Below are 14,167 nucleotides of genomic sequence, written 5' to 3' on the forward strand. Positions count from 1 at the left end.
CACCCCCCCCCCCGCCCCCCCCCCCCCCCCCCCCCCCCCCCCCCCCCCGCTCTCTTATCCCCCGAAGCAACCCCGACACAACATATGGGGCCGCTTCCCAAACCCGGCACTACATGTATGCTCATCTCGCTGTCGCCGCAGGGGAATCCGGTGCGAATCCGGAACTGTCCCGCAACGGTGTACCCGCGCACACCCGTGCGCGGATCCAGTCCGAGGACCTGCCGACAGCGCACCCGGCCACACCGGCCCGGGTGCCCTGACGTCCGGGCCTCGCGGAATGGGCCGGTGGACGCGAAGCGCGCCGCGCTCGTGTGCTGCCCCCTGCCCTCCTTCCGCCAGGCCCCGTGCCGAGCGAGGGAGAGCCCCACGTGACCATCGCGCCAGCCGACCCGGCTTCAGCGACCGAGCCGGTTTCAGCGACCGACCCGGGAGCCGACGGACACGGTGCCGCACTGCTGCGCACCCTGACCGAGCTGACCGCCGACCTGCCCGACGCCGACCCCGGCCGGGTCGCCGCCGCCGCACTGCGCGGCCGGTCCTCGCGGGGGGCCGTGCCGGATGTCATCGCGGAGCTGCGCGAGCTGGCCACGGAGGCGGCGGCCGGCCTCATCTCCGAGGACCCGGCGTACAGCAGGCTGGCCGCCCGGCTCCTCACCATCGGCATCGCCGCCGAGGCCGCCTCGCAGGGCGTCACGTCCTTCACCGAGTCCGTCGCCGCCGGCCACCGCGAGGGGCTCATCGCCGACCGCACCGCGGAGTTCGTTCGGCTGCACGCCGACCGCCTCGACGCGCTGATCGACCCCGCGGGCGACGACCGTTTCGGTTACTTCGGCCTGCGCACCCTCCACAGCCGCTACCTCCTGCGGCACCCGATCACCCGCAAGGTCATCGAGACCCCCCAGCACTTCATGCTCCGGGTCGCGTGCGGCCTCGCCGCGGACGACACGGCACGAGCACTCGACGAAGTCGCCTCGCTCTACGGCCTGATGAGCCGCCTCGACTACCTGCCCTCCTCCCCCACCCTCTTCAACTCCGGCACCCGGCACCCCCAGATGTCGTCCTGCTACCTCCTCGACTCCCCGAAGGACGAGCTGGACTCGATCTACGACCGCTACCACCAGGTCGCCCGCCTCTCCAAGCACGCCGGCGGCATCGGCATCGCCTACTCCCGCGTCCGCGCCCGCGGTTCGCTGATCCGCGGCACCAACGGCCACTCCAACGGCATCGTCCCGTTCCTGAAGACGCTGGACGCGAGCGTCGCCGCCGTGAACCAGGGCGGCCGGCGCAAGGGCGCGGCGGCCGTCTACCTGGAGACCTGGCACTCCGACATCGAGGAGTTCCTGGAGCTGCGCGACAACACCGGTGAGGACGCCCGCCGTACGCACAACCTGAACCTCGCGCACTGGATCCCGGACGAGTTCATGCGCCGGGTCGACGCCGACGGGCGGTGGTCGCTGTTCTCCCCGGCGGACGTGCCGGAGCTCGTCGACCTGTGGGGCGAGGAGTTCGACGCCGCGTACCGGAAGGCGGAGGCGGCGGGGCTCGCCCGCAGGACGCTCCCGGCCCGCGAGCTGTACGGCCGGATGATGCGCACCCTCGCGCAGACCGGCAACGGCTGGATGACCTTCAAGGACGCCGCCAACCGCACCGCCAACCAGACGGCGACCCCCGGTCATGTCGTCCACTCCTCCAACCTCTGCACGGAGATCCTGGAGGTCACCGACGACGGCGAGACGGCGGTGTGCAACCTCGGCTCGGTCAACCTGGGTGCCTTCGTGGACGGCAACGGCCTCGACTGGGAGCGGCTCGACGAGACCGTCCGCACCGCCGTCACCTTCCTGGACCGGGTCGTCGACATCAACTTCTACCCGACCGAGCAGGCCGGCCGCTCCAACGCCAAGTGGCGTCCGGTGGGCTTGGGCGCGATGGGCCTGCAGGACGTCTTCTTCAAGCTGCGACTGCCCTTCGACTCACCCGAGGCCAAGGCGCTGTCCACCCGGATCGCCGAGCGCGTCATGCTGGCCGCGTACGAGGCCTCCGCGGACCTCGCCGAGCGCAGCGGTCCGCTGCCCGCCTGGGAGAAGACCCGTACCGCCCGGGGCGTGCTGCACCCCGACCACTACGACGTCGACCTCGCCTGGCCGGAGCGCTGGGCCGCGCTGCGCGCGCGGATCGCGACGACCGGCCTGCGCAACAGCCTCCTCCTCGCCATCGCGCCGACCGCGACGATCGCCTCCATCGCCGGTGTGTACGAGTGCGTGGAGCCGCAGGTCTCCAACCTGTTCAAGCGCGAGACGCTGTCCGGCGAGTTCCTCCAGGTCAACTCCTACCTGGTACGGGACCTGAAGGACCTCGGCGTCTGGGACGCCCGCACCCGGGAGGCGCTGCGCGAGGCGGGCGGCTCGGTGCAGGACTTCGCGTGGATCCCCGAGGAGCTACGGCGTCTGTACCGCACGGCGTGGGAGATCCCGCAGCGCGGCCTGATCGACATGGCGGCGGCCCGTACGCCGTACCTGGACCAGTCCCAGTCCCTGAACCTCTTTCTGGAGACGCCGACCATCGGCAAGCTCTCCTCGATGTACGCGTACGCCTGGAAGCAGGGTCTGAAGACGACGTACTACCTCCGCTCCCGCCCGGCGACCCGCATCGCCCGCGCCGCACGGGCGGCCGTGCCCGTGCAGACGGCGGACGCCGTCGCCTGCTCCCTGGAAAACCCCGAGTCCTGCGAGGCCTGTCAGTGATGCCCAGCAACCAGAACCTGCTCGACCCCGGTTTCGAGCTCACCCTGCGCCCCATGCGCTACCCCGACTTCTACGAGCGCTACCGGGACGCCATCAAGAACACCTGGACCGTGGAGGAGGTCGACCTCCACTCGGACGTGGCCGACCTGGCGAAGCTGTCCCCGATGGAGCAGCACCTGATCGGTAGGCTCGTCGCCTTCTTCGCGACGGGCGACTCGATCGTGGCGAACAACCTGGTGCTCACCCTCTACAAGCACATCAACTCCCCGGAGGCGCGGCTGTACTTGTCGCGCCAGCTCTTCGAGGAGGCCGTCCACGTCCAGTTCTACCTGACGCTGCTGGACACCTATCTCCCCGATCCGCAGGACCGGGCGGCCGCCTTCGCCGCCGTCGAGAACATCCCCTCCATCCGCGAGAAGGCGGAGTTCTGCTTCCGGTGGATGGACTCGGTGGAGAACCTGGACCGGCTGGAGTCCCGGGCCGACCGCCGCCGGTTCCTGCTCAACCTGATCTGCTTCGCCGCGTGCATCGAGGGCCTGTTCTTCTACGGCGCCTTCGCGTACGTGTACTGGTTCCGCAGCCGGGGTCTGCTGCACGGTCTCGCCACCGGCACCAACTGGGTGTTCCGCGACGAGACGATGCACATGTCCTTCGCGTTCGACGTGGTCGACACCGTGCGCAAGGAGGAGCCGGACCTCTTCGACGACCGGCTTCGGGAGCAGGTCACGGACATGCTGAGGGAAGCCGTGGAGGCGGAGCTGCAGTTCGCCCGCGACCTGTGCGGCGAGGGGCTGCCGGGGATGAACACCGAGTCGATGCGGCAGTACCTGGAGTGCGTCGCCGACCAGCGCCTCACCCGCCTCGGCTTCGCACCCGTGTACGGCTCCGAGAACCCGTTCTCCTTCATGGAGTTGCAGGGCGTCCAGGAACTGACCAACTTCTTCGAACGCCGCCCCTCGGCCTACCAGGTGGCGGTGGAGGGCACGGTCGCCCTGGACGAGGACTTCTGACGGACCCGGCTGTGGTAATCCAGGAGGATGATCGGCCGCCTCCCTCTCGATGAGCAACTCGACGCCCTGCGCGCGGTGTTGTCCCGCAACGACGTGCTGACGCAGGTGCTGGCGCGGACCGCGACGCTCGGCCTGCCCGGCTGGTACCTGACGGCCGGGTGTCTGTTCCAGACCGTGTGGAACGTCGTCACGGACCGGCCGCCGGGCCAGGGCATCAAGGACTACGACGTCTTCTACTTCGACGACCGTGATCTGTCCTGGGAGGCCGAGGACGCCGTGATCAAGGCCGGCCGGGAGGTCTTCGCCGGCCTCCCGGCCGAGGTCGAGATCCGCAACGAGGCGCGGGTGCACCTCTGGTACGAGACGAAGTTCGGGGTGCCGTGTCCGCCGTACGCCTCCAGTGAGGCGGCGATCGACTCCTTCGCGGCCACGACGTGCTGTCTGGGGGTGCGGCTGGAGGGCGACGGGCGGTGGCGGGTGTATGCGCCGCACGGGTTGAGCGACGTGTTCAATCTCGTCGTACGGCCCAATCCGGTGCTCGCCCCGCGGGCCGTCTACGAGGCCAAGTCGGCCCGGTGGCACGCGCGGTGGCCGGAGCTGACCGTGTTGGACTGGCCATAGGGGCTCCATCCGTCGTCCATGGAGTTCCTATGGAGCGGCAAAGTTCTTCCGGCGCATCTGTTCCGGCGCCCCGCGCCCCGGCTACCTTCCTGCCGTCCTGTCATGTCACCCACAACAGAACCACCAGCGCAGCACAACGGCGTCACAGGACGCTCCCTGTTAAACCAATGTGTCATGCCCATGACGGAATCGCGCACCGCCGCCGCTACGCGCGTCACAGGCCTGCCACCAGCGTCGAGAACCCCACTCCAACGACGGAGGCAGTACCCCCATGCGTGAGAAGTCCCGACGGAGTCTGCGAAGACTCCTGACCGCAGCCCTCCCCGCCCTCGCCCTCGGCGTCGCCGGACTCGTCGCCGCACCGGCGACCCAGGCCCAGGTCCAGACCCAGGCCACGGCGACCTCCTCCCACTCCCACGTCACCCAGAACGCCCAGGCCCTCACCTCCCCGGCCAGGCAGACCTTCCACTCCACCGGCAAGGCGGGCCAGAAGGTGCCGACCCAGCACCTGTGCGGCACGCCGACCCCCGGCCACGCGGCCTGTTTCGCCCAGCGCCGGACCGACATCAAGCAGCGGCTCGCCTCCGCGGTGGCCGCCGCCGCACCCTCCGGCCTCAGCCCGGCCAACCTGCACAGCGCCTACAACCTGCCCTCGACGGGCGGCTCGGGCCTGACGGTCGCCGTGGTCGACGCCTTCAACGACCCCAACGCGGCCTCCGACCTGGCCACTTACCGCTCGACCTACGGCCTGTCGGCGTGCACGGTGGCCAACGGCTGCTTCAAGCAGGTCAGTCAGACCGGTTCGACGACCTCGCTGCCGACCAACGACAGCGGGTGGGCCGGTGAAGAGGCCCTCGACATCGACATGGTCAGCGCCGTCTGCCCGAACTGCAACATCATCCTGGTCGAGGCCAACTCCGCCACCGACGCCGACCTCGGCGCCGCCGAGAACGAGGCCGTCGCGCTCGGCGCGAAGTTCGTCTCCAACAGCTGGGGCGGCAGCGAGTCCTCGTCGCAGACCAGCGAGGACACCTCGTACTTCAAGCACCCGGGTGTCGCCATCACCGTCTCCGCCGGCGACTCCGCCTACGGCGCCGAGTACCCGGCGACCTCCCAGTACGTGACGGCAGTCGGCGGCACCGCCCTGTCCACCTCGTCCAACTCCCGCGGCTGGACCGAGTCCGTGTGGAAGACCAGCTCCACCGAGGGCACCGGCTCCGGCTGCTCGGCGTACGACCCCAAGCCGAGCTGGCAGACCGACACCGGCTGCTCCAAGCGCATGGAGGCCGACGTCTCCGCGGTCGCCGACCCGGCCACCGGTGTGGCCGTGTACGACACCTACGGCGGTTCCGGCTGGGCCGTCTACGGCGGCACCAGCGCCTCGTCCCCGATCATCGCCGGCGTCTACGCCCTGGCCGGCACCCCGGGCTCCAGCGACTACCCGGCGAAGTACCCCTACAGCCACACCAGCAACCTGTACGACGTGACCAGCGGCAACAACGGCTCCTGCTCCACGGCGTACTTCTGCACCGCCGAGACCGGCTACGACGGCCCGACCGGCTGGGGTACCCCCAACGGCACCACGGCCTTCACCGCCGGCACCACCTCCGGCAACACGGTGACCGTCACCAACCCGGGCAGCCAGTCGACGACGACCGGAAGCTCGGTCAGCCTGCAGATCAACGCGAGCGACAGCGCGGGTGCCACGCTGACCTACAGCGCCGGCGGCCTGCCGACCGGGCTGTCCATCAGCAGCTCGACCGGTCTGATCGCCGGTACGGCGTCCACCGCGGGCACCTACCAGGTCACCGTCACCGCGAAGGACTCCACCGGCGCCTCCGGCTCGGCCTCCTTCTCCTGGACGGTCGGCTCCAGCGGCGGCACCTGCACCTCGACGCAGCTGCTGGGCAACCCCGGCTTCGAGTCGGGCAACACCACCTGGACCGCCTCCAGCGGGGTCATCACCAACTCCAGCAGCGAGAGCGCCCACGGCGGCTCGTACTACGCCTGGCTGGACGGGTACGGCTCCAGCCACACCGACACCCTGTCCCAGTCGGTGACCGTCCCGAGCGGCTGCAAGGCCACCTTCACCTTCTACCTGCACATCGACACCGCGGAGACCGGCAGCACGGCGTACGACAAGCTGACGGTCAGCGCGGGTTCGACCACCCTGGCGACGTACTCGAACGTCAACGCCGCCTCGGGCTACGTGCAGAAGTCCTTCGACCTGAGCTCCTACGCGGGTTCGACCGTCACCCTGAAGTTCAGCGGTGTCGAGGACTCCTCACTCCAGACCAGCTTCGTCGTCGACGACACCGCCGTCACCACGAGCTGAGCACCGCGTGATCCGGGCCCCGGTCGCCGCCTTCGCGGCCGGGGCTCCGGCATGCGCGGGCGTGGATCCGAACATGTGGGTGACACGTCAAAGAGGAGAGGAGGCCCCCATGCGTCGATCGATCCCCCACACGACCCTCGCCGTCACCGCGCTCGCCCTCGTCCTCGCCGGGTGCGGCGGCCAGACCGACAGCGGCAAGGGCGGCGGAAGCAACAGCGTGTCGTCCTCTCCCACGCCCACGCCCACGCCCACGACCACGACCTCGCCGTCTCCGACCCCCGCGACCTCATCCCCGCCGACCCCCACGACCTCGCCCACCCCGAGTTCCACGGGCTGTGCGCCCGCAGCCACGCTCGACGCCCGCGACAGCGGCCGTACCGTCTGCCTGGCGGTCGGCGACACGCTCCGGATCAGTCTGGACGGGACGTCCAAGCGGCCCTGGAAACCGGTCACCGCCAAGGGCTCCGCCCTGCAGGCCACCAACAGCGGCTTCGTGCTGCAGCCCGGCGACGCGAGCGCCGCCTTCAAGGCCGTGGCGGACGGCAGGACCCGGCTGGAGTCCACGCGGCCGTTGTGCGCCGCCCAGACGGGCCGGGTCTCGTGCCTGGGGATTCAGGAGTGGTGGGTCACCGTGGTGGTGAGGTAGCGCCGTCCGAGGGCCGGGCGCTCCCTCGCGCCGAGGCCCTCGGCCTCCCGGCGGGCACGTTCGGCCTCGCGGATCTGGCGGTCCACACGACGGTCGTGCGCGACGCCGATCACGGACGGGAGAACGATCAGGGCGAGGAGTCCGAGTACGAACAGCATTCCGATCAGTCCTTCGATGTGTGCCGTATCCATGGACACCACTGTCGCGCCGTTGACTCCTTACAAACAGTGGCAGGACTGCCGTAGAGCCTCGAAAAACTGCCAACCCTGGGGCACACTGGAGACATGCTCCAGAACGTGGCCGCCGTCGTGCTGGACGGTGTGAACCCCTTCGAACTCGCCGTCGTCTGCGAGGTGTTCGGCATCGACCGCAGCGACGACGGACTGCCCGTGTACGACTTCGCGGTCGCCTCCGCCGAGGGGCCGGTGCTGAGCACCCGCGCGGGCTTCTCCATGCAGGTCGAGCACGGTCTGGAGCGGCTGGAGGAGGCCGACCTGATCGCCGTCCCGGCCGGCGCCTCCTACGGCAGCAGGGGCTTCCCGCCCGAGATGCTCGAGGCGCTGCGCCGCGGGGTCGACCGGGGCGCGCGGGTGCTCAGCGTCTGTTCCGGCGTCTTCGTGCTCGCCGCCGCCGGGCTGCTGGACGGCCGGCGCTGCGCCGTGCACTGGCACGACGCCGAGCAGCTGGCGCGCTCCTTCCCGCGGCTGACAGTGGAGCCCGACGTCCTGTACGTCGACGAGGACCCGGTGATCACCTCCGCGGGGACCGCCGCCGGCATCGACGCCTGTCTGCACATCGTGCGCAAGGAGCAGGGCCCGGAGGTCGCCAACAAGATCGCCCGGCGCATGGTGGTGCCGCCGCACCGGGACGGCGGGCAGGCGCAGTACATCGAGCGGCCGCTGCCGAGGAGCTCGTGCGACACCGTCGGCGAGGTGCTGGCGTGGATGGAGCGGCATCTCGACGAGGAGGTCACCGTCGAGCAGCTGGCCGAGCGCGCGCACATGTCACCGCGCACCTTCGCCCGCCGCTTCCAGCAGGAGACCGGGACGACCCCCTACCGCTGGATCCTGCGCCAGCGGGTGCTGCTGGCGCAGCGGTTGCTGGAGGCGACGGACGAGACGGTGGACGCGATCGCCGGGCGGGCCGGGTTCGGCAACGCGGCCGCGCTGCGGCACCAGTTCACCCAGGCTGTCGGCACCACGCCGAACGCCTACCGGCGCACGTTCAGGGGGCCCGAGGCGGCCGCCTGAACGCCGTCGGCCGGCTCAGTCGTTGGCGACCACGGGGTAGCGGGGTTCGTTCTCGGCCATCTGCCGCAGCGCTTCCTTGCGCTCGCGCTTGGAGAGCCGGTCGATGTAGAGGTAGCCGTACAGGTGGTCGGTCTCGTGCTGCAGGCAGCGGGCGAAGTAGCCGGTGCCGCGGACCTTGATGGGATGGCCCTTCTCGTCCTGGCCGGTCACCTCGGCGTAGTCGGGGCGGGCGAGCGGCGCGTACGCGGTGGGCACGGACAGGCAGCCCTCGTTGCTGTCGTCCAGCCGGCGCTGGTCGGCGGGGAGGTCGACCAGCTTGGGGTTGCAGACCACGCCGACGTGCCGGACGCCCTCGTCGTCCCCGCAGTCGTAGACGAAGACCTTGAGGTCGACGCCGATCTGGTTGGCGGCCAGGCCCACGCCCTCGGCGGTGCGCTGGCTGGCGAACATGTCCGCGACCAGCTGCTCCAGCTCGGGGCCGAAGTCGGTGACGTCCTTGCACTCCTTGTGCAGCACGGGGTTCCCGACGACCGTGATCGGCCGCGAGGTGCCGCGCTCGCGCCAGGCGGCCTCGCGCTCCTCGGCGTCCCCGGTGTCGATGACGAAGCCCTCGTCGTCCACGGGAAGCACGCCCGCGTGCTGCTGATCGGTGTCCTGCTGCGCCATGACCGACGTATGCCTTCCTGCAACCATGCCAGTTCCGGGAGTACAGCCTAAGGGCACTTCGGCAGGGAGGTCCGGTCAGCAGACTTCTTCGAGGTCCCGCCAGTCCCTGGAGTCCGGGCTGTCGGCGACCCACCCGTCCAGCAGACCCCGTACCAGCGAGGCAGGGGCGGCCACGCCACACTCCCGCTCCGGTACCCACATCTGCCCGTCGGTCCGGTGGCCGAGCGGCCCCGGGTGGCCCGGCTCGCTGTGGTCGTGCGGGTCGAGGTGCTCGCCGTCGCCCTCGTCGGACGGCATCCGGGACTCGCTGCACATCCGGCACAGCAGCCGGACCGAGGACGACCAGTCCTCCGCCGCGAACCCGGCGTCGGCGGCCAGTTGCTCCAGCGCGTCACGGTCCGCCTCGGTCGCCGCCTCCAGCAGCACCACCCAGGTCGGCACCGGCGAGGGCGCCCACAGCTCGATCTCGTCGAAGACGGGGTAGGCGTGTCCGGCGGCCGTGGTGCGCTCACCGTGCGGCACGCCGTCGTGCAGCACGACCTCGCCCCAGCGCCGCCCGGACGACGGCAGCGGGATCGACAGCACCTCGATCCGCGCGGGATCCAGCCGCCGCCCCCACACCACCTCGGCCTCCCCCTCCGGGGACAGCCGTACGGCGGCGCTGCCCAGGTCCATGCCGAGAGGTTCGCCGGACGCGGTGGCGACGCCCGGCACGTGCAGCCCGTACGCCTGCCAGGCCCGCCGGGCCAGCGGCCAGTCCTGCAGGGCCGTGGCCGCGATGCCGACGTTCCACCAGTCGGGCGCCCCGGTCTCCCGGTCCAGCAGCGCGACGGCGCGCAGTCCGGCCGCGCGGGCCTGCTCCCAGTCGTGCCGGAACTTGTGCAGCAGGGCGAGGTTGAACCAGGACTCCGACAGCCAGGGCTCCAGATCGGCGGCGCGCGTCAGCAGCGCGCCCGCGTCCTCGTACCGGCCGTCGCCGATCAGCGTGAAGGCGCGATCGGTGGCCTGCCGCCAGGAGGCGGAGGGCCGGTGCCGTCCCTTGCCGAAGATCCTCACGATTCCCGCCTGCCAGTTCCGTGGAGTGGGCCGGCCCAGAGCCTGCTGCCCCCGGACACCCTCTCATTCGCATCCAACCACGTGCGGCTGGAAGGGCGCTCATTACCCATGGGTTACCCAGCCGAGGGGACGGTCAGACAGTCCCTCGCGAGGACCCGGGCGAGGGATTCCACCACGTCGGGCGCGTAGTCCCCGGCGGTCGCCAGGCGCAGATCCTCCAGCGCCGTCAGGGGTCCGCCGGGTCCGGCGCCCTGCACCTTCTCCTCGTACGCGTTGACGGCCCGCACGATCCGGGCCGCGACGGGCTGCTCCCGGTAGGGGTCGGCCTGCCGCTCGACGACCACGGCGACGGACGGATCGACACCGGTCTGGCGTACGACGGCCCCGCCGAGCAGCGCGATCCGCCGCTGCTCGGGGCCCGGCAGGTCGGCGGTGGCGCCCGCGGGGACCGGGTCGACGAGGCTGAGCTGGCCGATGTCGTGCATCAGGGCGGCGGACTCCAGGACGGCCAGCTCGGGCCGGGTGAGCCCGAGGTCGCGGCCGACGGCCCGGCTGAGTTCGGCGACCCGGCGGGCGTGGCCGGGCGGGGTGTAGCCGGCGATCTCGGTGGCGCGGGCGAGGGAGGCGATGGTCTGCCGGTAGGTGGTGCGTACGGCGGCGTACCGCCTGAAGGACAGCTGGGTGAGCAGCAGGGGCAGGCAGAAGACCGGGAGCGCCCAGAGGCCGACGACCGCGACCGCGAGCGCCATCACCGCGCCGGTCGCGCAGACCGCCGACCCGATGCCGAGCAGGGCCCGCAACTCGTCCCGCAGCAGCGGGCCGAAGGGCCAGCCGGTGCGGGAGTGGGCGAGGGCGGCGGCGAGCACGCAGTCGCACAGCACGGTGAGGGCGAGCAGCGCGAGCAGCAGCAGGGCGTAGGCGGGGCCCTCCCAGTGGTCGAACACCCCGCGGTTGTAGAGGGGTTGGAAGCAGACGGCGGCGAAAGCGACGGACAGCACCCGTCGGGCGAGGTGGTCGAGGACGGGCCCCTGGCCACGCGCCACGTGCGGTACGCAGCCGACCAGCGCGGCCGCGAGCACGACGGCGACGACCTGGGCGGCCCCGTGCCGGGACGGCTCCTGGGCGTTGGCCCCGAGCAGGGCGTACGACAGCGCGCCGGCGGCTCCGAGCGGCGCGGCCTCCCTCACCCGGGCGCCGGTCCAGCGGTTGAGCTCGCCGACGGTGACGAGCACGCCGAAGGCGAGGGCGGTCGGGCGCTCCTCCATGCCGGTCCAGAGGGTGACGGCCAGCGAGCCGCCGGCCAGGAGGGCGGCCCCCGCGTGGATGAGGGCGGTGAGCGACGGGCGGCGCGGGCGCGGCCGTACGGTCATCGGCGGGCCCCCTGCCGGTCGGGGACCGGTGGGGCCGGGAGGCCGGGGCGCTCCTCGTCCGCCGTCACCGCGGGGTGCCAGCCCTCCCGGGCCAGCGCGCGCACCAGCGCGGCGACCATCCGCGGGTCGAACTGGGCGCCGGCGCACCGCCCGAGCTCCTCCAGGGCGGCCGGGACGGGCCGGGCCCGGCGGTAGGAGCGGGTGGAGGTCATCGCGTCGAAGGCGTCGGCGACGGCCACCACCCGTGCGGACTCCGGGATCTGGCTGCCCATCAGTCCGTAGGGGTAGCCGCTGCCGTCCAGGCGCTCGTGATGGTGGAGCACGGCGGCCCGCGCCTCCCCCAGGAACCCGATGCCGCGCACCATCTCGTGCCCGTACTCGGGATGCAGCTCGATCACCCGCCGCTCCTCGGGCGTCAGCGGCCCGTCCTTCCTCAACAGCCGGGTGGGGACGCCGAGTTTGCCCACGTCGTGCAGGATCCCGGCGAAGCGCAGCACCTCGACGCGGGCGTCGTCCATGCCGAGTTCGCGCGCGATCATCATGGAGGCCTGCCCGACCCGCTCGCTGTGTCCGCGGGTGTACCCGTCCTTGATGTCGACGGCCTGGACGAGCGCGCGGATGGTCGCCCGGTGCGCGGCCCGCTCGCGGCTGGACTGGGCGAACACCCACCAGGACACGCACATCGGCAGCAGCACGAGCAGCGCGGCGACCGGGCCGTACGGGCTGCGCCACAGCACGGCCATCATGAGCCCGGCGAGTCCGTGCACGGCGACGGGCGCGAGGGACCGTACGAACAGCCCGCGCCAGGCCCGCCGGACGGGTACCCGTTCGGCCAGCGCGAGGATCCCGCCCTCCAGGGCCGTCAGCGCCAGACAGAAGGCCAGGACCGCCGCTCCGGCGGCCACCAGTACGTACGGGAAGTCGGGCGTGCGGACGGCGTCCTGTCCGCCGAGCGCCTCGTGCACCCGTCCGGCGGCCCAGACGGCGAGCGCGAGTTGGGCCGCACGCCAGATCCGCCGCAGCGCGTGGGGGCGTTGCTCGGCCCGGGAGAGCAGCGCGCCCGGCACGGGGACCAGCGCGGCGGCGGGCGGCGGGAGCAGGAAGGCGCCGGCGAGCAGGACGGGGTAGAACGTTCCGGCGAAGCGGCGACGGGCCGCGGCCTGCTCACCGCCGGCGTACAGCGAGGCGAGCAGAACGACCGCCCACCAGGGGGCGTGCGTCTCGGGCAGCGGGAGCAGACAGCACAGGGTGACGACGACGAGCCCGGCGACGTACGCGCGTGCCCGTGCCGGTACCGCCTCCACGCCCACGCCCTCCCGTCCGCCCTCCCGTCGTGCCCGTTCCGGCAACGGAGCCTAGGCCGCGGGGCGTTGTGAAGGGGAGGCTATGGGGGATCCTGCGGGCATACAGCCTCAGGATTAGCCCGTTCGAGTGAGCGGCGGTCGAACGTTCAGCCCGGCACGTCCTCCGCCAGCACCTTGCTCAGTTCCTCCACGGCGGCGGGGCACTCCCGCTGGAACGCGGCGAGGTCCATGCCCTCGTCGCCCATGACGGTGAGCAGCGCGCGGTCCCCCACGGCCGTGACGACGACATGGCCGGAGCCGCCCCGGACGACCACTTCCCGCAGCGGGCCGGCGCCCGTGTGGTCGGCCATGCGGCGCCCGACGCCGAGGGTCGCGGCGGCGAGGGCGGCGACGGACTCGGCCTGCACGGACTCGGCGTCGGCGACGACGAGCAGGCCGTCGGCCGTGGACAGGACGCTTTCGCTGACCCCCATCACCCGGTCGCGCAGCGAGGTCAGGATGCCGGTGAGAGCGGTGGCGGAATCACGCGGTTCGGACGAGGGGTTTTCGGTCATTGACACGTGCTCCTTGCTCCGGGCGCCTGCGGTGGCTCGTTCGAACCCGTGGTCTCGGAAAGCCCGCCCAACCCTCGCCGCACGCGCCGCAGGGTCTCCACCGAGGGCTGATCGGCGGCCAGTTCCTCAGGCGACGGAATGGGATACGCGTACATCCCCGACGCACTCCGACGCACATCCCGAACCGGGAGGGGCGGCTTGGGTTGCGAGGGGGCGGAGGTCACCGGGGACTCGACGGTCGCCGGAGGACCGACGGTCGTCGGGGGGCCCGCAGTCGCCGGGGGGCCAGCGGCTGTCGGGGGCTCAGCGGCCGCCGGGGGCTCAGCGGCCGCCGGGGAGCCGGCCGTCCCCGGGGACTCGGCTACCGTCCGAGAGTCGGCAGTCTTCGGGCACTCGCCTGTCGGGGAGTCGGCGGTCGCCGGCTCGGCTGCCGTCCGGCGCTCGGCGGTCGCCCTGTTGGAGCCGGCGGTCGCCGGGGAGCCGGCCGTCCCCGGAGACTCGACTGCCGTCCGGCGATCGGCAGTCGCCTTCGGGGACTCGGCCTCCGTCCGGGAAGCGGCGGTCTTCGGGGACTCGCCTGTCGAGGAGCCGGCGGTCGCCGGGGAGCCGGCCGT

The 14,167-nt window shown here is 72.0% G+C and carries 12 protein-coding genes and 1 riboswitch; of the genes, 6 read left to right on the top strand and 6 right to left on the bottom strand.

The window, feature by feature from the left end; all coding sequences use genetic code 11:
• Positions 1-116 precede the first annotated feature (116 nt).
• A riboswitch (cobalamin riboswitch) is annotated at positions 117-240 on the top strand.
• 128 nt (positions 241-368) lie between these two features.
• From MKW14_RS12960 to MKW14_RS12980, 5 genes are all read left to right on the top strand, one after another.
• On the top strand, positions 369-2,741 hold the full coding sequence (locus tag MKW14_RS12960) for a ribonucleoside-diphosphate reductase subunit alpha (RefSeq protein ID WP_240862352.1): 2,373 nt from the start codon (positions 369-371) through the stop codon (positions 2,739-2,741).
• A complete protein-coding gene (locus MKW14_RS12965) occupies positions 2,741-3,751 on the top strand; it encodes a ribonucleotide-diphosphate reductase subunit beta (RefSeq protein ID WP_240862355.1) in 1,011 nt (336 codons plus the stop codon). The genes MKW14_RS12960 and MKW14_RS12965 overlap by 1 nt, the downstream gene beginning before the upstream one ends.
• Positions 3,752-3,778: 27 nt before the next feature.
• Positions 3,779-4,372: a nucleotidyltransferase family protein gene (locus tag MKW14_RS12970; protein ID WP_240862357.1), complete on the top strand. Its 594-nt coding sequence runs from the start codon at positions 3,779-3,781 to the stop codon at positions 4,370-4,372.
• Between the two features lie 271 nt (positions 4,373-4,643).
• On the top strand, positions 4,644-6,707 hold the full coding sequence (locus MKW14_RS12975) for a putative Ig domain-containing protein (RefSeq protein ID WP_240862359.1): 2,064 nt from the start codon (positions 4,644-4,646) through the stop codon (positions 6,705-6,707).
• Positions 6,708-6,816: 109 nt separating this feature from the next.
• The gene (locus MKW14_RS12980) at positions 6,817-7,353 is read left to right on the top strand and encodes a hypothetical protein (protein WP_240862361.1); all 537 of its coding nucleotides are present in this window, start codon (positions 6,817-6,819) and stop codon (positions 7,351-7,353) included.
• Here the strand turns inward: MKW14_RS12980 and MKW14_RS12985 are convergent.
• On the bottom strand, positions 7,320-7,544 hold the full coding sequence (locus MKW14_RS12985) for a hypothetical protein (protein ID WP_240862363.1): 225 nt from the start codon (positions 7,542-7,544) through the stop codon (positions 7,320-7,322). The two genes, MKW14_RS12980 and MKW14_RS12985, sit on opposite strands and share 34 nt — an antisense overlap.
• A 93-nt stretch (positions 7,545-7,637) precedes the next feature.
• Here MKW14_RS12985 and MKW14_RS12990 point away from each other — a divergent pair, with 93 nt between their 5' ends.
• Complete coding sequence (locus MKW14_RS12990; RefSeq protein WP_240862366.1) at positions 7,638-8,603, top strand: GlxA family transcriptional regulator; 966 nt, start codon at positions 7,638-7,640, stop codon at positions 8,601-8,603.
• 15 nt (positions 8,604-8,618) lie between these two features.
• Here MKW14_RS12990 and def read toward each other — a convergent pair whose 3' ends face one another.
• The 5 genes from def to MKW14_RS13015 form a co-directional block, all read right to left on the bottom strand.
• Positions 8,619-9,269: a peptide deformylase gene (gene def, locus MKW14_RS12995; protein WP_240862367.1), complete on the bottom strand. Its 651-nt coding sequence runs from the start codon at positions 9,267-9,269 to the stop codon at positions 8,619-8,621.
• Between the two features lie 75 nt (positions 9,270-9,344).
• Entirely contained in the window at positions 9,345-10,325 is a 981-nt protein-coding gene (locus MKW14_RS13000; RefSeq protein ID WP_240862369.1) for a tetratricopeptide repeat protein, read from the bottom strand.
• Positions 10,326-10,438: 113 nt separating this feature from the next.
• Entirely contained in the window at positions 10,439-11,695 is a 1,257-nt protein-coding gene (locus tag MKW14_RS13005; protein WP_240862371.1) for an HD-GYP domain-containing protein, read from the bottom strand.
• The gene (locus tag MKW14_RS13010; RefSeq protein WP_240862373.1) at positions 11,692-12,999 is read right to left on the bottom strand and encodes an HD-GYP domain-containing protein; all 1,308 of its coding nucleotides are present in this window, start codon (positions 12,997-12,999) and stop codon (positions 11,692-11,694) included. The genes MKW14_RS13005 and MKW14_RS13010 overlap by 4 nt, the downstream gene beginning before the upstream one ends.
• A 146-nt stretch (positions 13,000-13,145) precedes the next feature.
• A complete protein-coding gene (locus MKW14_RS13015; protein ID WP_240862376.1) occupies positions 13,146-13,553 on the bottom strand; it encodes a roadblock/LC7 domain-containing protein in 408 nt (135 codons plus the stop codon).
• Positions 13,554-14,167 lie beyond the last annotated feature (614 nt).

The sequence above is a fragment of the Streptomyces gilvus genome, assembly GCF_022513565.1.
Classification (GTDB): Bacteria; Actinomycetota; Actinomycetes; order Streptomycetales; family Streptomycetaceae; genus Streptomyces; species Streptomyces gilvus.